This window comes from Bowmanella sp. JS7-9, assembly GCF_004329715.1.
In the GTDB taxonomy this organism is placed as follows: Bacteria; Pseudomonadota; Gammaproteobacteria; order Enterobacterales; family Alteromonadaceae; genus Pseudobowmanella; species Pseudobowmanella zhangzhouensis.
Genome location: NZ_JXSY01000011.1, coordinates 206649 through 225322 on the forward strand (window position 1 = coordinate 206649; position 18674 = coordinate 225322).

Annotated in this window: 15 protein-coding genes; 10 read left to right on the forward strand and 5 right to left on the reverse strand. The window is 50.7% G+C overall.

What is annotated here, in order from left to right:
* Nucleotides 1-101: 101 nt before the first annotated feature.
* Together TK45_RS06390 and TK45_RS06395 are read left to right on the forward strand one after the other, a co-directional pair.
* Nucleotides 102-1682: a hypothetical protein gene (locus tag TK45_RS06390; protein WP_131257810.1), complete on the forward strand. Its 1581-nt coding sequence runs from the start codon at nucleotides 102-104 to the stop codon at nucleotides 1680-1682.
* A gap of 66 nt (nucleotides 1683-1748) precedes the next feature.
* On the forward strand, nucleotides 1749-2369 hold the full coding sequence (locus TK45_RS06395) for an FMN-binding negative transcriptional regulator (protein WP_254426552.1): 621 nt from the start codon (nucleotides 1749-1751) through the stop codon (nucleotides 2367-2369).
* On the opposite strand, the gene TK45_RS06400 is transcribed toward TK45_RS06395, so the two are convergent.
* The 3 genes from TK45_RS06400 to TK45_RS06410 all read right to left on the reverse strand — a co-directional run bounded on the left by TK45_RS06400 (nucleotide 2366) and on the right by TK45_RS06410 (nucleotide 7150).
* A complete protein-coding gene (locus TK45_RS06400; RefSeq protein ID WP_131257811.1) occupies nucleotides 2366-3133 on the reverse strand; it encodes a hypothetical protein in 768 nt (255 codons plus the stop codon). The genes TK45_RS06395 and TK45_RS06400 overlap by 4 nt on opposite strands.
* Nucleotides 3134-3220: 87 nt before the next feature.
* Complete coding sequence (locus TK45_RS06405) at nucleotides 3221-5110, reverse strand: YfiR/HmsC family protein (protein WP_165490722.1); 1890 nt, start codon at nucleotides 5108-5110, stop codon at nucleotides 3221-3223.
* Between the two features lie 12 nt (nucleotides 5111-5122).
* Nucleotides 5123-7150 (reverse strand): TonB-dependent siderophore receptor, encoded by a 2028-nt coding sequence (locus TK45_RS06410; protein ID WP_131257813.1) that lies wholly within the window; start codon nucleotides 7148-7150, stop codon nucleotides 5123-5125.
* Nucleotides 7151-7475: 325 nt separating this feature from the next.
* Here TK45_RS06410 and TK45_RS06415 point away from each other — a divergent pair, with 325 nt between their 5' ends.
* The gene (locus TK45_RS06415) at nucleotides 7476-8102 is read left to right on the forward strand and encodes a YIP1 family protein (RefSeq protein WP_131257814.1); all 627 of its coding nucleotides are present in this window, start codon (nucleotides 7476-7478) and stop codon (nucleotides 8100-8102) included.
* Between the two features lie 67 nt (nucleotides 8103-8169).
* On the opposite strand, the gene TK45_RS06420 is transcribed toward TK45_RS06415, so the two are convergent.
* Entirely contained in the window at nucleotides 8170-8763 is a 594-nt protein-coding gene (locus TK45_RS06420; protein WP_131257815.1) for a cold shock and DUF1294 domain-containing protein, read from the reverse strand.
* Between the two features lie 11 nt (nucleotides 8764-8774).
* The gene (locus TK45_RS06425) at nucleotides 8775-10091 is read right to left on the reverse strand and encodes a M24 family metallopeptidase (RefSeq protein ID WP_131257816.1); all 1317 of its coding nucleotides are present in this window, start codon (nucleotides 10089-10091) and stop codon (nucleotides 8775-8777) included.
* A gap of 267 nt (nucleotides 10092-10358) precedes the next feature.
* On the opposite strand from TK45_RS06425, the gene pdsO reads away from it, so the two are divergent.
* The 7 genes from pdsO (at nucleotide 10359) to TK45_RS06460 (ending at nucleotide 18565) form a co-directional block, all read left to right on the forward strand.
* On the forward strand, nucleotides 10359-11093 hold the full coding sequence (gene pdsO / locus TK45_RS06430; protein WP_131257817.1) for a sortase-associated OmpA-like protein PdsO: 735 nt from the start codon (nucleotides 10359-10361) through the stop codon (nucleotides 11091-11093).
* A gap of 11 nt (nucleotides 11094-11104) precedes the next feature.
* Complete coding sequence (locus tag TK45_RS06435; protein WP_131257818.1) at nucleotides 11105-13102, forward strand: marine proteobacterial sortase target protein; 1998 nt, start codon at nucleotides 11105-11107, stop codon at nucleotides 13100-13102.
* Nucleotides 13102-13689: a class GN sortase gene (locus TK45_RS06440; RefSeq protein WP_131257819.1), complete on the forward strand. Its 588-nt coding sequence runs from the start codon at nucleotides 13102-13104 to the stop codon at nucleotides 13687-13689. The genes TK45_RS06435 and TK45_RS06440 overlap by 1 nt, the downstream gene beginning before the upstream one ends.
* 57 nt (nucleotides 13690-13746) lie before the next feature.
* Nucleotides 13747-14736 carry a sensor domain-containing diguanylate cyclase gene (locus tag TK45_RS06445; protein WP_131257820.1) on the forward strand — a complete coding sequence of 330 codons (990 nt, stop codon included), beginning with the start codon at nucleotides 13747-13749 and terminating at the stop codon, nucleotides 14734-14736.
* 346 nt (nucleotides 14737-15082) lie between these two features.
* The gene (locus TK45_RS06450) at nucleotides 15083-15898 is read left to right on the forward strand and encodes a peptidoglycan-binding protein (protein WP_131257821.1); all 816 of its coding nucleotides are present in this window, start codon (nucleotides 15083-15085) and stop codon (nucleotides 15896-15898) included.
* A gap of 71 nt (nucleotides 15899-15969) precedes the next feature.
* Nucleotides 15970-16764 (forward strand): UDP-2,3-diacylglucosamine diphosphatase, encoded by a 795-nt coding sequence (locus TK45_RS06455; protein ID WP_131257822.1) that lies wholly within the window; start codon nucleotides 15970-15972, stop codon nucleotides 16762-16764.
* 85 nt (nucleotides 16765-16849) lie between these two features.
* Nucleotides 16850-18565, forward strand: coding sequence for a lysophospholipid acyltransferase family protein (locus TK45_RS06460; protein WP_131257823.1), 1716 nt, complete (start codon nucleotides 16850-16852; stop codon nucleotides 18563-18565).
* Nucleotides 18566-18674: the final 109 nt, after the last annotated feature.

Below are 18674 nucleotides of genomic sequence, written 5' to 3' on the forward strand. Positions count from 1 at the left end.
AGGCGCGGTTTACTGCGCCTTTTCGCTTTACACTTGTGTAATGGAACCATTATTCTTGAACGCTTTTTAGTCAAAGAATAATAACAACAAAGGAAATCAAAATGTTGAGGAAACTCGCGTCTCTGCTGGCTGTATTTGCGTTGCTGTCAGGCTGCCAATCCACCAATACGGCTGGCAGTATCAGTGATTTTCAGGTGAACCGGCAGACATCCGGACTGGTATTGATGTCTACCACCGTAAACACAGGTGAGATTCCACCGTTGAGTGTAGTGACGGTTAAAAGCCTGATGGGCAAGAAGTCCGAAGATTACCTGCTGTATAACCAAATTGGGGGCAAATCTCACAGTACATCGCTGTTTTGGGGTTCGCTACCGGCCGGTGAGTATCGTATTTCAAAAGTGGCTGCGGCTATTCCCACGGGGAGCAAGTATCTGAATATTGATGATGCCTCCGTGTTGGGGACATTCACGGTAAAAGCCGGTGAAGTGGCTGATTTGGGCCGTTTGGTGTTCTCCGCACTGGATCTGAAAGCCGGCGTGGGGCGCAGTCAGTACATTGTGTCCAATGACGAGCTGGTGGCACGCTTCTTCCCAACTGAGCAAGTTCTGCAAACCGGAACATTCTATGGCTGGTCGAAGCCGCATCAGGAAATTGATGTGGTAGAAGCATTTGCGCTCGTCCATCCACAGGGCGTGAGTAATTTTTCTGAGTTAACCAACGGAAAAATTATCGCAGGCACCCGTATGGGGATGACGCTGATCCGCAGTGAAGACGGTAAGTGGCGGACGTTATCCAGCAATAAGAATCTGCACCAGATAGTGGCCACCGCAGCCTATGAGCAGGGCGATGAGATCGCCGTGTTGGTCGATGAATTTGGTCTGCTATATACCGTGTCTGATGAAGGCAAGTTAACTGAAGTGAACAAAGGCAACTTACCTGACGGTAAAGTAGATTTCATTCATTCCTCGCCAGACTACCGCCAGTGGTTTGTTGCGTTAACCCGTGACGGTTTTACCGAATTGTATCAGTCGAGCAATCTGCAACAGGGTGAATGGCAACAAATAAACCGTGCCGAAGTGGGAATGAACACCTGGGATGGCATGCGCTACGGTATCTACTGGCGTCGACCGAACGGTATCGGGTTTAGCGCGTCAGTTGACGGCAGTGTGAAGTGTTATGACTTCGCAAGTGGTAATTGGACCGAAAACAGCACGCCAGATAAACGTCCGGTTATCGCCGTCGCCGCTGCGGCATCGAACGATTACGTGGGCATTTTGACCGGAGCAGGAGGTGGATTCGCTGGTGTATTCGCCAAGACTCATTATTCTGCTAATTGCGGACAAACCTGGACAGAGACAGATTCCCCATACTCCGTTAAAGCATCGGCGCCATTGGTGCTGCGTGAAGACCTTATATTAGAAGTAGGGGGCGTATTCAGTGACGAGGGGATTTATGCCTCTAAAAACGGTGGTCTGAACTGGTTTAAGATTTCTAATGAAAATGCCTTGTCCGACAAACTGTGGACGACCAAAAATCACGGGTTATTTCTGGTTTCAAACGGCGCCTATGGCTTCGAGATGATTCAGAATTCACAGGATGATGGCGCGACATGGGCATTGGAATTGACCAGCTTGTCGTCTCACTTCTTTGAGCAGATGCGCAAGGAAAAAGAAGCGAAGTAACATTTTCAACAAGTACATCTGTGTGGTGTTAGCCAAATTGGCACCAAAGGCGTTAGGAGTAATGCGGTGTATACCCCGAAAAATATGGCGTTAACCGATGTGGATGTTCAGCGGGACTTTGTTGGTAAATTTGGCTTTGCCATGCTGGCAGGTGAGGATTTGCAGGTCACCCATGTGCCTTTGCAGTGGGTGACTGAAACCGACGGTCTCGGCGTGTTAATCGGGCATATGGCACGGGCCAATCCCCACTGGAAATCGTTGCAAGGGCAGCGCTGTGTGGCTGTTTTCCAGGGGCCACATAGCTATATTTCTCCTGCCTGGTATGCGGCAGGGCCAGCTGTGCCGACCTGGAATTATGCGGCAGTGCATGCCTATGGTCGTTTTGTGCTGGTTGATGAAACGCTAACTGCAGATATTCTTGATCAGTTGATGGCGCAATATGAGCCGGGCTGGCAAAACCGTCTTTCCGACAGCGATATGGCCTATCAACACAAGTTACGTAAGGCCATTGTGGCATTTCGTATTGAACTGGATGAGGTGCAGGGCAAAGAGAAGCTTGGTCAGCACCGCAGCGCTGCAGATCAACAAGGCGTTGTGACGGGTTTATCGGCCAGTCAGCATCCGGATGCGGCGCCGCTGTTAAGTTATATGCAGCAGCGCCAGCTTGGGCTGGGGCTGGACGACTAAAAGCGCCACACCACTAATATTTGTGCGACATCCTCGTTTAGTGATGTGCCCAGTTTATTCCGCCAGATTTGATATTCGGTGCCTACAAACAACTGATTAGGTGTGTTCCACAAAGCATGGCCCAGATCCCAGCGCAGTTGAATCTGCGCCAGTACCCAGTCTTTCTTGCGCACATTTGCCAGTTCGGTGCTACGGCCCTGAATAAATTCTGCGTGTCCCTCAATAGAAAACTTTTGTGAGGATGTGCTGATCGGGTAACGCCAGGCAATATCCAGCATCCAGCTATCCCCTTCTCGCGGCGCGCCACCGGAGGCGAGGCCCTGATTGTCATCCAGATAGCCAGTCAGCATGGTATTAAAAAAGGTAAAGCCGGGCATATCCCAACTTATTTGCACGCCGGGCAGGTACTTCATGACGTTGCTATCTGCGCCAGCATTGATGCCGGCCACCAGGCGCAGGTCTTTTATCCAGCCTGAAAACTGCCAATCAAAGGCTTTGGCACTACTTAGACTGGGATACCACTCAGCATAGAAGTCGGTGTTGTAACGGGTCCGGATGGTATCCACAAAGAAAAAATTGCTGCCATAAGCCCAGTTGCTGCTGTGTTGCAGGGTAAAAATCAGTGTATCGGCTTTGCTACCCGCTTGGTCACCGAAGGGTTGAACTAATGCCGCTTGCTGAATATGTAGTTCGGTATCGGCAAACGCAGATGGTGTGACTAACAACAGGGCGAATAGGAGGTGGACGTGTGCTCGACCGAACATAATGCTTCTCAATGCTTGAGGATACTTTTTAAAACAATAACTTATATGCAGAAAAACGCCTGTAAAACTGGCTAAAAGGGTAAGTGTTTAGTGGCTGCGTATATCTTTGGCAAAGTGCAGCTCAAATAGCGCACCACCTTCGCTGGGTAAACAGCTGACCGCCCCACCCATTTTTTGCGTGACCAGGTTATAGCAAATATGCAGACCTAAGCCGGATCCGCCGTTGGCGCGATTGGTGGTAAAGAAGGGGTCGAATATTTTCGGACGCACAGCTTCGGTAATGCCGCAGCCATTGTCTTGATAGCGCAACATAATGTCATTCTGTTGCTCGCTAAATGTCATGGTTATTCGGGGCGATTCGGTCTCTTTAAAGCCATGCACCATGGAATTCATAATCAGGTTGGTCAGTATCTGCGACAGCACGCCAGGGTAGTTGTAAATGCTAAGGCTCGGGTCACAGTGGCGTTCAATGGTTACTCCCCGGCGTTTACATTCGTGATACAGGCTGGTGGTGACTCCTTCCACGTAGCTGTCCAGATTAAACTCTCTGGCATCTTCTGCCACCTGATCTACCGACACCTGTTTAAAACTACGAATTAACTCGGCCGCGCGCATCAGGTTATTCAGTGCAATATGGGAGGATTCCACTGTAAGACTGAGTTTTTGCACAAATTCACTGCGTTTCAGGCGATTAGCGTTGAAGTCTGATAACAGCTCATCAATCACATCAGAGCAACTGGAAATTGCGGTGATTGCCGAACCCAAAGGGGTATTCACCTCATGGGCCACGCCAGTCACCAGGCTCGCCAGCGCCGACATTTTCTCTGCCTCCACCAGTTGTGTTTGGGTGGCGACCAACTGTTTATTGGCCTGTTGCAATTCCTGATTTCGTGCAACGAGTAGCTCACTTAAGCGTTGTTTGGTGCGGTACTGGCGATACATCATTAACACCATAAGTAACAGTAAGCCCAAGACCACAAGACTAATATACAAGCCTTGCGTGCGTTGCTGTACCGTTTGTACGGTGCTCTCGAGCAGGCTTTCAGTGCCGTGCAGATTTCGCTCCAATTCACTGAGTTGCAGCGTCTGCGTTCTGATTTTTTCAATATTTTCAATGACCTGCTGGTTGAGCTTTTGTTGCTCCTGACTAAGTTGCGATAGTTCCTGCTGACTGTCGGATACCTCACGTTGCTTTTGTTCGACCCGGTCAGATTCTCGCTGGAGCTCTGTGCGTGCTGACGCTAATTCATCGTTGATCTGTTGAATCGAACGTTGATAGTCGGATTGTGCTTTTTGCAGATTGGTGCTGAGCGTCGCTAGTTCATCGGTTTTATGGGTAAGCTGGCGCTGTTTGTCTTCAAGCGATTGGTTGAGCTGGGTAATTTGTGAATTTAACTTAGTGATCAAGCCGGTAGACTCGGACAGCCTGACAGACATATCGCGTACCATGCTGGCGATATCAATTTCCGACCCACCCAGCAGCACAAAGTTTTCATCTAAAGACAGGCCCTGGTATACCAGGTTATAGCGGTTCAATTCGAAACTCAGGGTACCTTCGTCTTTGACCCTGAAGTTGATACCGATAAGATTTTGGTTGTTCTCACCTTCACTGATTACTAATGTGGCGTGGCGCGCAATAATGCCGTTGACTGCTTCCAGTTCGCGACTCTGATTGGCAGCGAGGATCAGGATGTCCGCCGACTGGATATCGCTGAGTCGGTTAATTCGGCGCAGGGTGATCGATTTTTTACCGGTTGGGCGTTGCGACATTTGTTGCAGGCTTTGCCAGTATTCGTCGTCGTTACCCCAGTACAGTGCGTTGAGCGTCGCGCGGTTTTCAGGCCATTGAATACTCTCTTTAAATCGGGCAATAAATGCAGCCTTCAGCTGTGCCTCGGAAACCTGAGACTGAGCATGCAGCATGCCTGATAACACTATCAGCCCAGCCATCATCACCAACACTAGTCGTCTGCCCACCAATATTCCCATTTAAAATGCCCAGTTGAGCGACAGCGTCCAATTTCGACGCTTGTTGGGTACGCCATCGGGTATTTCCGCGCTGATGGATGGCGAGCGATAATCGGTATTGGCGATATTGTCGATGTTGAGCGCCAGCGACCAGTCTTTATTCATTTGGTAAGCGATGCGAGCGCGCCAAAGCCAATAAGCGTCCAGTGTGGTGAGATCATTATTTAATGCTTCGGTTTCACGCTCAGCACGATACACGGCGGAGAGGCTGGTTTGCCAGCGTTGCCACTGGTTGGTTAGCTGAATCGACGCCATGCTGTCTGATTCACGAAAAGCCGCGGTTGGGAGTTTAAAAAAATGCGTTGCAGTGACACGCAGTCGGGTTTGATTGTTAAGCTGCCAGTGCAATTCCGTTTCCAGCCCCTGACTGGATTGCTGCGTACCGTTAACAAAACTGACCAGTCCATCCACATCGCCGACAATGATGGGATGAGTGTAATGGTTGTAAAAGGCCCCGACGGATAGCAGCAGGTCGTCACCAAGATACTGCAGGATAATGTCGGTGGTATTGATTGATTCGCTGATTAAATATGGGTTACCAGCCCGGGTAATCCCGCGAATCAGGCCTGTTTCACTGATCTCCGGTGCGCGGAATGCCTCACCGTAAAGCAATTTGAGCTGCCACGCGTCCGTAGGATAGAAAATGGCGCCTAAACGCAGATTGAATTGGCCCGACAGGCCCTGATATCTGTCATAGCGACCTCCTAAAATCCAGTCAACTCCCATGGCATGGGTCTGTATCTGCGTATAGGCGCCCATGAAACGTTGCGAGCCTTCAGTACCGATTTTGCTGACACTGTCGGTGTTGGGGAAATATTGGATGGGGTAGTCGCGTGATAGCAGACTCACGAGGTCGAAATTGGTATAGCCCTCCGCCCGCAGTTCGCTATTTTGTTGCCATTCGAGACCAAATTGCACATTGGTTTGAGGGGAATAAGACCAGTTATTCTGCCAGTTGAGGGCAATGCGTCTGTCTTCAAATATGCCAACGCCATGTAATGGCTCATCACTGGCAGGTTGACTGATAGTGGCGAATAGCCCCGGGGCTGTGCTCTGATTGCCGTTGTGGATTTCCGTTTCAACCCAGTCCATGAGTAGCGTAGATTGAATCTGCTCAGTGAGTTGGAATTCATGTTCTGCAAACAGGAACTGGGCCTTTTGTAACGATCGGTTGTATTGATTGCTGATACGACTGGTGTGATAAAAATCCGCCATCTGCAGTTCACGGGTGTGCCATTCGATGCGTGAGTGCTCGCCTTCCAGCGCCACGTGTAATGAATGTTGTTTGAATGGATCTGACGTGGTGACGCGTTGATTACTGTAGCTGTCTGCCACCAGATAGGGCTCGCCGCGAGCGTCGGCGATATTGGCCTGAATGGTCAAATTCAGCGTGTCCTGAAATGAATGGGCGGCAAACAGGTCATAGTCGAGCCGATTTCCAGACGAGAGTGAGGCGGCCGAGATATCTTTCCGAGACACTATATTGACCACGCCGGTAAATGCGTTGCTGCCATAAATTGACGATCCCGGCCCTCTTAAGATCTCCACCCGTTCAACATGCTGCAAAGAGAAATTCGCCAGGTGAGCAACGTTGCCGGATCTCGGGGCGTTTATGGCATGACCATCCAGTAAAAACAGGATTTTTTTTGAGGAAGAACCGTCACTCAGCCCCCGAGAGCTGGCCGAGTATTCATAGGGGTATGTGCTATAGCGTGACACCTGATAACCGGGCACAAACTCAAGCAATTCATGCAGATATCTGACGCCAAGCGCGTCAATTTCAGTACGGGTAAAAATGGTGGCAGGGGCAGGAATATCGCGAATCGTCTTCTCTGTGAGGGTATTAGATTCAATTTTGACATTGAGCAGATCAGCAAGTGACAAACTGTATATATCAGCTATCTCCTCTGCCCATAGCGGTGTCATCAGCACAGTGATTAACGCGCCGCTGGTCAATCGAACAACTCCCTTACTTGCCTGCTCGGGCATAAAACGCTTCTATTTTACGGATAAGACTTGAGTGTAGATTGTGCGGCTTGAAACGGTTAACCGCGACGCTGTGATTTCGTGAAAGTTTGAGGTGTATCAAGTTAATAGGGTTAACAAACCGTATTTAGGCAGCGGCTAACGTGACGTTGTGAATACCAGTTGTGTCGAGTGCTTACAGGATTGAGTCATCATCGAACTGCCCAACGAGAGAAACACAATGGAAAACAAATGCTTGTCTTGATCGCCTGATTTGTTGATTATTATTTTTTAAACGCGACCGGTGTCGGTTGCTTATTCGTCAGTTTTTATAAAGGGAAAAATGTAGATGGAAACTAGCCAGGTTACGCTTAATCCTTGGTTCTCTATGTGGACGCGCCCGCGTGCCACGATTCAGCAAATTGTTACCTCAGATCCATTTCATCTGGTTTTATTGCTAAGTGCGGTGTCAGGATTTTTGCATGCTTTAGACCGCGCCAGCATGCGCGACATGGGCGATAAATATGACATTACGACCATTATTGCCATCGCCGCGATAAGCGGGCCAATTGGGGGCATCATTGGTTTGTATCTGGGTGGTGCACTGCTGCGTTGGGTGGGTAACTGGATGGGTGGAACTGGCTCATCTGAGACGATTCGTGCTGCAATCGCCTGGTCGAGCGTGCCGGTGATCTGGGCCGGACTACTTTGGATCCCTGCCATCGCGATGTTTGGCGATGTACTTTTCACCAGCGACACATCCAGTTTAGACGGCAATCTTGGCTTGGCTGTTGCACTGATTGTTTACGGTTTGATCGAAATCGTTATCGGAGTATGGGCCATCGTGGTGTTTTTAAAATGTCTCGGTCAGGTGCAGGGGTTTTCAGCCTGGATGGCGCTCGCCAATAGTATTGTCGCAATGCTGGTTGTGGCCGTTCCGATTGTGATGGTGGTGCTGCTGTTTACCAGTATGTAAACCTAACTTCCGGGGTGCCTTACACTTAGTTGGGTAAGGCAAAAAACACTTTTACCCCGTTGTGGTTTTACAACGTGAAGGTTGGATGAGTTAACCACCAGGTCAGGCCACTAATATTGATGATAACGGTTGACCAATAGACCCGGCGAAAGCTGGCTTTAGCGGATTTGTGTCGCAGGCGCTGCTGCGCCAATGCGGCGGCGGGCCAGCCGCCCAGCAAAGCGAACAGGTGAAGTGTCGACTCCTTAACGCGCCAAGCTCCACTTTGCGCGGATGCTTTATCTCGGGCGTAGGCCATATAACCCAATAAGTTAGCGCCTAAGATCACCCATAACAGATTGAGTGGTATCAGCTGTTTAGAGGCGAGGCCAGCGAGCACAATCAGGTAAAGCACGCCCAGGTAAACGGCATGTGGGGTTGGTTTGTGTGGCCGTTGCAACGTTCGTTTTCTATCAGCAGGGCGCTCAATATTTGCCGCTTGCCATTTTCCTTTTTCATCGCGAACCGCGTCATACACAAGCAGTTCGCCGTCTTCGGGTCGGGGCGTACGGCGTACAAACTGACTGATATGCACAAAACAGCGCTGTCCACCGCCATTGGGTTCGACAAAGCCAAAGCCTTTATCGTCATTCCAACTTTGTAATCGTCCTTGATAACCCACCGCGATGACCCTTACTGGCTGTTAATCAAATGAAATTTTGTTTGGCGACCATCCAGATAATGCACGCCTTTATCGTCAAACAGCGCATTTTCTTCCAGCATAATGCGAATGTCTTTACCCCATTGCGGAATGTCGGTCGCCGCGTTCAGTTCGATGGAGTAAGCGGTATTCAGATGCAGCGGATAGTCGCCCTCTCCGGGTACACCCTGCTGTGCATCCCACATGCCCAACGTAGTGCCTGCCGCATGCCCATGATAGCCGATAGGATGGGTGTAAATATGCGGGCGCAGCCCTTCAGCTTTGCCCTGTTCTAATGACATTTTGAGTACTTCATTGCCGGTTCGACAGGCCTTAAAGTTGGCGGTAAAGATGTCCTGTACACGATTGGCATTGGCTAGCGCTTGCTTAAGGTAATCCGGTGCATCGGTCTCACCCGCACGCAGCACGTAGGCATGTTGCTGCTGATCGGTATTGAGGCGCAGGTAGGTGATGCCAAAATCCACGTGCAACAAATCACCGGGCAGAATCACCTGTTCGCCGGGACGTTCACTAAAGGCCTGCAGATGGTCGAATTTATCCGCGTTGGCACGCTGAATAGAGACAGTGGGATGAAACCAATTGGTCAGTTTCATTTCCCGGGATTTTTCTCGCAGCCACCAAACCACATCGTCGGTGGTGGTTTTGCCAGGGGTGATAACCCGATTAGAAAATGCCTCGGCAATAATGTCATGCCCCATGGCTACAATCTGCGGATAAACCGCCAGCTCTTTAGGGCTGCGGGTTTCCAGCCAGGCGATGGCCAGATTCTGCGCCGACACAATTTTGTTTTGTGCCTCGCCCATGGCTTGTCTGAATGCCGTCAGTTCGGTGGCGCTGATGCCGTCTGCCAGCGCCGTTCGCGCAGATTGATTGACGCCAATTGCTTTGGGGCTTTTAGCTTTGATCAAGTCAACCAGTGCTTGCCACTGGTCTGGTTGTGCTTCTTTGTCCCAGGCTTTTTCGAACAGCTCACCGACTTTGTAGCGCGCAATAGCATAAAACTCCGGCTCGCCGACACTGGGGGTATAAATCACCAGAATGGTGCGGCGCCGGGCGGAAAGCCAGGTGCTGGGCAGCATGGTTTTGAGGACCGGATCTTCATTGTATTCGCGGGAAATCAGCACCCACATATCAATGCCTTCACGACGCATCAGCGTCGGCAGTACAGTGGTCAGGCGCTCCTGTAGAATGTCGTCGATGATCTGCGCTCGCTCACGCATGGGCAGAGGAAGCTCCGTAGCCACACTCACGCTGCTGATAAGTAACAGGAAAAGACTAATCAGTCTCATAAAAAGTCCTTTTAATCATGGATTTGAACAAGCTATCAGGTTGTTTGCGCCGCTTCAATCCAGCCGTTTCGAGCTACCCCAATTGAAGATAACCTATATCTTATATTCCTGGGTGAGCGGCACCCGAGTGTTGAGTATGTACTTCACCGCTGCTTTGCATATTTTCGCCATATTTGATCGCCACATTGCCATAAAGGCTGCCCGCTTTTGCCATCCGCGCTTGGTTTACTAACAGGGAAGCAAACAAACAACCTGTTGGAGATTCTCATGAAAAAGACTGTATTAGCCCTGACTACTGCCATGTTATTTAACACTGCTGCCTTTGCTGCTGTACCGACCGAAAAGGAGCAAAAACGCAATGAAGCGATTGGCTTTGGCTCTGGCCTGGTGGCCGGTGCATTGGTTGGCGGCCCCATTGGTGCCATTCTTGGCGCGACATTCGGCGTGTTGTTGGTTGATGACGTCAACGACGAGCACCGTTTGACCAGTAAGCAGGCGGAGTTAGCCGATGCCAATGCACAACTGGATGCCAAGCAATCGGAGTTAGTCGCCTTGCATAAATCGCTGGTGCATTACCGGGAAAAGGCCAGCCAACTGGCTTCAGTGCAACAACATCTGGAGCGTTTACCCAGCTCGCTCAGTAGCAACATTCAGTTCAGAACGGCATCCGCCAATCTGGAGCCGCACTACCAGCAACAATTAGATACGCTGGCTGACAGCCTGCTGAGTAATCCGGCGTTGTCAGTCAGCCTGACCGGGTTTGCCGATCAGCGTGGTGACGATGGCTACAACCTAAGCCTGTCTGAGCAGCGCGTCGAACGGGTCCGCCAGTATTTATTGGATAAAGGCGTTGACGGGTCGCAAATTATCGCCAGCGCCAAAGGCGAACAGGAACTGGTAAATACCGATGGCAGCAATGAGGGCAATTTCTTTGACCGTCGGGTGATGCTGAACGTGGTCACCAGCCAAACCGGCATGATGGCACAAGCGGCAGATCAATAAGGAAAGTCCCCATGACAAACAGCACCACGATGCCTCAGGGCTGGCTGATTTGTTGTTTGGCGCTGCTGTTTGCAGCGCCTTTTTTCAGCCATGCACAAACGTTCGCTACCCCACCCCTGACCAGTCTGGATGACATCCAGCAGGGCAGTTTGCTATTGCGCCATCCGGATTGGGATGGCATGCGCCTGAGTCCGCAACTGGATACCCAGGTGGACATGCAGATCACCGGGTTGGTTGCACGGGTCACAGTTAAACAACGCTTCTATAACCCAGATAATCAGTGGGTAAATGCGACCTACCTGTTTCCGCTACCGGAACAGTCGGCGGTCGACGGTCTGACGATGCGTATTGGTGACAGATTAATTGAAGGCGAGATTCAGGCTAAACAACAGGCGCGGGAAACTTTCGAACAAGCCAAAGCGCAGGGCAAAAAAGCCAGTCTGGTCGAGCAGCATCGTCCCAACCTGTTTACCAATGAGATTGCTAATATCGGACCGGGTGAACGCATTGAAGTCGAAATTCGTTATCAACAGACTGTGTTATATGACAACGGCCAGTTCCACGTGCGTTTCCCGATGACAGTGACGCCACGCTACTCGCCCCTGTTACCCACCTGGCAACAGGAAGAGGGGGTAGAGGCCAAGCCGCGCAATTTATTGGAGGAAGTCGCAGCGCTTTCGCATTTACATGATCCCCATGGGCGGCCAGCCAACCAGATTTCGTTACGCGCCACATTATTGCCAGGTTTTAAACTGGCCGGGCTGTCTAGCCCATATCACGATGTCACCGTGAATCGCGCTGAGCAACAATATGAAGTGCAACTGAAACAAACCGATATCGCCAACCGGGACTTTCAGTTGCGCTGGCGCGCTGCGCAATCTGCGGTGCCACAAATATCTGTGATTCAGCAGGGCGACTACGGCGTATTGATGGTGGTTCCCGCCAGCCAACCTGATCAACGACAGGTACAGGCGCGGGAATTAATCCTGCTGCTGGATACCTCAGGCTCCATGTACGGTGATGCGATAGAGCAGGCCAAGGCGGCGGTGAGGCAGGCTTTGGGCAGTCTGACCGATGCAGATACATTCAACCTGATTGAATTTAATTCGGATTTTCGTGCTGTGTGGCCTGTTGCGCAGGTTGCCACTGCACAGAACATTCAACTGGCGCAGAGGTTTGTTTATGCTCTGCAGGCCGATGGGGGCACTGAAATGGCATCGGCTTTGACCTTTGCCCTGCAAGACTCCGAACCGACGGACAGATTACGTCAGATTGTCTTTATTACTGATGGCGCGGTGGGCAACGAAGAGCAATTGATGCAGATTATCCAGCGTCGGTTAGGGGTGTCCCGGCTGTTTACTGTGGGGATCGGCTCGGCACCCAACAGCTATTTTATGAGTGAAGCGGCCGAGATGGGGCGCGGCGCATATACCCTGATTGGAGATATTCGCGAAGTAAGCAGTCAGATGACGGTCTTGCTGAATAAATTGCGCTACGTGGCTTTGACCGATCTGGCGATTAATTTCAGCAGTGATACCGAATTTTTCCCCCGTGTCTTGCCGGATGTCTATATCGATCAACCGCTTAGTGTGACGTTTCGGAGCAATGCCAGGCAAAGGGATCTCGTTTTAAGCGGCATGTTTGATGGTATGCCATTTGAGCAACCTCTGGTCATGCAGCAATCGGCTGCACAGGGGCTGGAAAAGCTATGGGCGCGCAGCAAAATTACTCAGTTGGAGCGTGAGCGCCGTCAGGCACAGGAGCCTGAAGCGTTTAATCAGGCGATTACCGATGTTGCACTGGAATTTGAGCTGGTCAGCGAATTTACCTCGCTGGTGGCAGTGGATAAGACACCGACGAAACCAGAACGAGAGTTGGCCTTACTACGCGGAGTGCCCAATGCATTGCCACTGGGGATGCTGCCAATTGGTGCCAGCGGCTGGAAGCTGAATCTGCTGCTTGCACTGTTTGCTGGCCTTTGTGCGCTATGGATTAACCGGAGACTCTGATGCCAGCCAGAAAACATCTAATCGTGGGTGGGCTTATCTTACTGGCCAGTTGGCAGGCGTTTGCCGGGGGCTACATCTGGTTAAAAGCTCATGTGGCTCAGTATCTGATTGCTGAAGCCTGGTATGTCACTGTGCAAACCGGCGAACAGGCCAAACCGTGGCGCTGGGCAGATACCTATCCCCTTGGTCGTTTAACGATTGCTGAGGACGATAGTTTTGTATTAGCCGGGTCGTCGGGCCGCACCCTGGCGTTTGCACCCGGTCATGTCACTGGCACGGCGTTGCCCGGTGAGTCTGGCAATATTGTATTGGCAGCTCACCGCGATACCCATTTTGCCCGATTGGCTGAGGCCAGCCTGGGTGACGATATTTGGTTGGAGTCGGCGCGCGGTACAAGACACTATCGCATTGCCAATATTCAGGTGGTAAGCGAGTCCGACACGCAGGTTTTGCACCAAAAAGGAGATGATCGCCTTACCCTGATCACCTGCTATCCGTTTGATGGGCTGGCCGGTCAGGCGACTCAGCGCATGGTGGTCACGGCATTGCCGGTGGGGCCAGCGCATGAATTTAACACTTTGAAATAACACTTATTTCCAGCTTGATATAGGCTTATGGAACGAGTCTATCAACCGGAGCATTATGTGAAGTTACCTGAAATCCCTGCTGATGACGCTGAACGTCTCAAACAACTGCATTCGTTGCAGCTGCTCGATACCGAGCCGGAAGAGCGCTTCGACCGTTTAACACGTATGGGATGCCGGTTATTTAATGTTAAAACCTGCGTGATTAGCCTGGTGGACGAGCATCGCCAGTGGTTTAAGTCCCGTCAGGGCATAGACGCGTCGGAGACCGACCGTTGCGTGTCCTTCTGCGGGCATGCCATTTTAACCGGCGGTATTTTTGAAGTGCAGGATACCCTTAAAGACTCACGCTTCTTTGATAATCCGCTGGTGATTGGAGAGCCGTTTATCCGTTTTTATGCAGGCTGTTCGATTCGTTCCGGCGGTTACACCATGGGCACGATTTGTATTCTGGATAGCCAACCACGCAAACTCAGCGATGAAGATAAATTATTGCTGAGCGATTTAGCTGCGTCGGTGGAAAGTGAGATGGAAGCCCATCAGATTGCCCACACCGATGAACTTACTGGCCTGATCAATCGCCGCGGCTTTTATATGGTAGCCGGGCAGGTGGTTAAATTGGTGCGACGGGAAAAGCATTCGTTGGGGATCAGCTTGCTCGACCTGAATGACTTCAAACAAATTAATGATAAGTTTGGCCACATAGTGGGTGACCGGGCGCTACAGGCATTTGCCTCGTTGATTGCTAAGGTGTTTCGCGAGAGTGATGTGGTCGCGCGCATCGGCGGTGATGAGTTTGTTTGCCTGCACTCGGACATTGATGAGGCCGGGTTGGAAGTCGCGAAAAAACGTCTGGCGGACGAGGTTAACGCGTTCAATCAACGCACCCATGAGCCGTTCAGATTAAGTTATGCCCATGGTACGGCACTCTTTAGCAAGGAGCAGATTACTGATTCATTGGATGCGCTGTTACATGCCGCGGATAGTTCAATGTACACCATTAAAAGTCAGCAACGTCGTCAGCGTCAGTTTTCAACAGGCAGTGAGTAAAATCTAAACAAAGTGGTGAAACTGACCAATTGCTGATTTCTCTCGTTGTTCTTCTAAAATCAACAATTGCTTTATTTTCAATAGTTTATGTCGGCCTATCGATTTGGCATGGAAGTTGGTTAGGTATTAGGAAAGTTCATCATGTTGGATGAACTGTTACGGAGAAAGACCATGAAATCCCTTTGGCAAAAACTAGCAAGATTACCGGCACCACTGGCAGTCAAATGGCGTGCCCGCGGCTGGCGCAGTTTGCGTATAGCGGCCACGATGTAAAAAATTTTCGTTCTGCACCTGACCTTTAGCGCTTGCCTGCTACCCTTTGCAGTAAAACCACAGGACGCAACGAGTGCAGACATTACGATTTGGTTGCCGTGGCGAATTAGTACGGCGCCTGCAGCAAACCTTAACCCAACTGGGTTTCTATCAGGCGTCGTTGGATGGCGACTTTGGTGCCAAAACGCTGGCCGCCGTCGAAGCCTATCAACAGCATCACGGGCTGGTGACAGATGGCGTGGTTGGGCGTCGGACCATGGGCCAGTTAGGCTTGGATTTGTCCGATGAGGCGCGCAGCTATGACGGCGAGCATTTCGATGTGGGACTGGTACAACGTATTTGTCACGATTCCCCGGCACAAAATATTGCCTATCATTGGCCACGTATTCTCGATGCCATGCTGGACGAAGAGCTTAGCGATAACGACATGCTATTGATGGCCGTGGCGACTGTGTATGTGGAGACCGGGCGCTTTGCACCGCTGGATGAATACGAATCCCGCTTCAACTCCACGGCTACTGGCCATCCCTTTGATAAATATGATGATCGCAAGGACCTGGGCAATCTCGGATACCCGGACGGTGCCCGCTATAAAGGCCGTGGCTACATTCAGTTGACGGGGCGCGCCAATTATCGGGATATCAGTAAACGTATCGGCATGAACAACGAGTTAGAGCATGATCCGGAGTTAGCCAATGATCCCGATGTGGCAGCCAAAGTGCTGGCCAGTTTTCTGAAACGTTGCGAGGAACCGCTGCGCGAAGCATTGGCAAACGATGATTTAAAAGCTGCACGCCGCCTGATTAACGGTGGATCCCACGGCTTGCCGGAATTCAGCCGCTGCTATCGACTGGGTAAACAATTACTGCAAGACGGATTGTCATCCTAACTTCAAAATTTAGTCACGCAGTTGTCACAGGCACAACCTAGGTTAAGCAAAACCTGCTATGGAGTGCCACCATGCAAAAGCAACACTTCCGTACTGTCTGGCTGTCAGACATTCATTTGGGTCACAAAGATTGTAAAGCCGAATTCCTGCTGGATTTTCTCAACCATGTGCGCATCGATACCCTGTATTTGGTTGGCGATATTGTTGATATGTGGGAAATGAGCAAACGCCTGCTGTGGCCTGAATCCCACAATCAACTACTCCATAGATTGTTAACCCTGACCGCTCAGGGCACGCAGGTGATTTATCTGCCCGGCAATCATGATGCACCGGTGCAAAAGTATGATGGGCTGAGTTTTGCCGATATCGACATTCGCCGCGAACTGATCCATACCACCGCCGACGGCAAACGTTTATTGGTATTACATGGTGACCAATTTGATGAGGAAGTCTGTTTCGGCCGCTTGCATGCCTGGATAGGCGATAAGGCATACGATCTGCTGTTGTTCGTTAATCGTTGGTACAACAAAGCACGCATCGCGCTGGGTGGCCGCTACTGGTCGCTGGCCGGTCATATCAAAAGCAAAGTACTGAGTGCCAATATTGCGATGCAACGTTACCGGCAGGCCTGTGTCGACGCAGCCGTGTCGCGGGGCCTGGATGGTGTGGTGTGCGGGCATATCCATCACGCCGAAGTGACGGATGTGGATGGTACCTTGTATTGCAATGACGGTGACTGGCTGGAAAGCTGTTGCGCACTGACCGAAAACCATCGCGGAGAATTACAGATCCTGTCCTGGACCTCAGTGAAGCGGCCAAACATTTTGTATGCGGTGGAGAATACACCCACGCGAAAAGTGGCTTAACCGGACATTTTTTCTTCATATAAGTGCAACCAGATTGTCACTAAGGCTTTAGATAATGCCAGCAGCAAAATAACAGGAAACTCCCATGTTTAGCGTGCAGCAGGTACTTAACGAGCATTTTCCGGGCATGGCTGAGAAGCCACTGTTGTTCAAATCTACCAGTTTTGTATTGCGCCATTTATTGCACGAACGTGAGGTACAAGAGTTCGGTGCCAGCTATCCCCATGTACAGGGGCTGGATTTCGTCGAGCAGGTGCTGAGTTATTTTGCCACCAGTTATTCGGTCAGGGATGTTGAAAAGGAAAGGATCCCCGAGCAGGGACGCGCCATTATTGTGGCCAATCATCCGATTGGCTCGCTCGATGCGTTGGCACTGATAAAGTTGATCAGTGAAGTACGCAGCGACATTAAAGTGGTCGCCAACGATATGTTGATGACACTCAAACCCTTGCACAGCCTGTTGCTGCCCGTAAATGTATTTCAGGGCGCAACTGCTAAAGTGCAGTTGCAGGCGATCTCTGAGCATCTGCATCAGGAAGGCGTACTGATTATTTTCCCGGCGGGTGAGGTCTCGCGCCTGCGTCCTCAGGGGGTGCGCGATACCCGTTGGCGAACAGGCTTTTTACGTATTGCAAGAGAAGCCAAAGCACCTATATTGCCGGTGTTTATCGACGGGAAAAACTCGCCATTATTTTACGGCGTATCCATGTTATATAAGCCACTGGCAACGTTACTGCTGGTGCGCGAGATGTTCGTGCGTAAGCAGCGGCACTTACCCATGCGGGTTGGTGAGTTAATCCCGTTCAGTAGCTGGCAGAATCAGGCTCTGCCGCTCAAAATTCTGAGTAAGTTGTTTAAACGCCATTTGTACGCCGTTGGCGCTGGTAAAGCGGGCGTATTTGCTACACAGGCCGCGATCGCGCTGCCGGAAGAACGTCGGACGCTGCAAAGGGCGATTCGCCAATGCGAGTTGCTGGGTGAAACCGCCGACGGCAAACAGATTTATCTATACCAACATGCCGACAGTTCCCCGATCCTGCGTGAAATTGGCCGTTTACGAGAAATTGCGTTTCGCGCGGTAGGTGAAGGCAGCAACCGTCGTCGGGATATCGACGGCTACGACAACGATTACTTTCACCTGATTTTATGGGATCGCGATGATTTAGAAATTGTGGGCGCCTATCGCTTAGGTGATGCCCGCCAGCAAATAGCCAGCAAAGGTTTGCAGGGGCTATACACGGCAACGCTATTTGATTACACGGATATGCCGGCCGAGTACTTTGAGCAGGGCCTGGAATTAGGCCGTAGCTTTGTCCAGCCCAAGTATTGGGGCAAACGCAGTCTGGAATACCTGTGGTATGGCATTGGCGCATTTTTGCGCAAATATCCCCATTATCGTTATTTGTTCGGGCCAGTGAGCCTGAGTAATGCCTATCCGACGGCAGCTAAGGACTTACTGGTACATTTTTACCAGCGTTACTTCGGTTCGGTGCAGCAATATGCCTCGCCTAAGTCTGCTTATCCGTTACCGGACGGCTTGCAGGACATGTTTTCTGGCGAGGATTATTTGCAGGATTTCACCACCCTCAAACATCTGTTGGCGAATATGGGCGTGTCCGTGCCGACTTTGTATAAGCAATACACTGAATTGTGTGAGCCAGGTGGCGTGCAATTCCTCAGCTTTAGCGTCGATGCGGACTTTGCCGATTGCGTTGATGGATTGGTGCTGGTGGATATTACGCAGCTTAAGCCGAAAAAATATCAGCGTTACCTGACTGAGCGTCACGAAAAGGCCGCCTGATTGACCTGTGTCAGCCCGTCCTTCATATAATTCGTACTTATCTAAAATAATATGGAACTTAACTCAGCCAATCTCTATCTTATTTCGCAAGTAACTAAATTAATGAAAT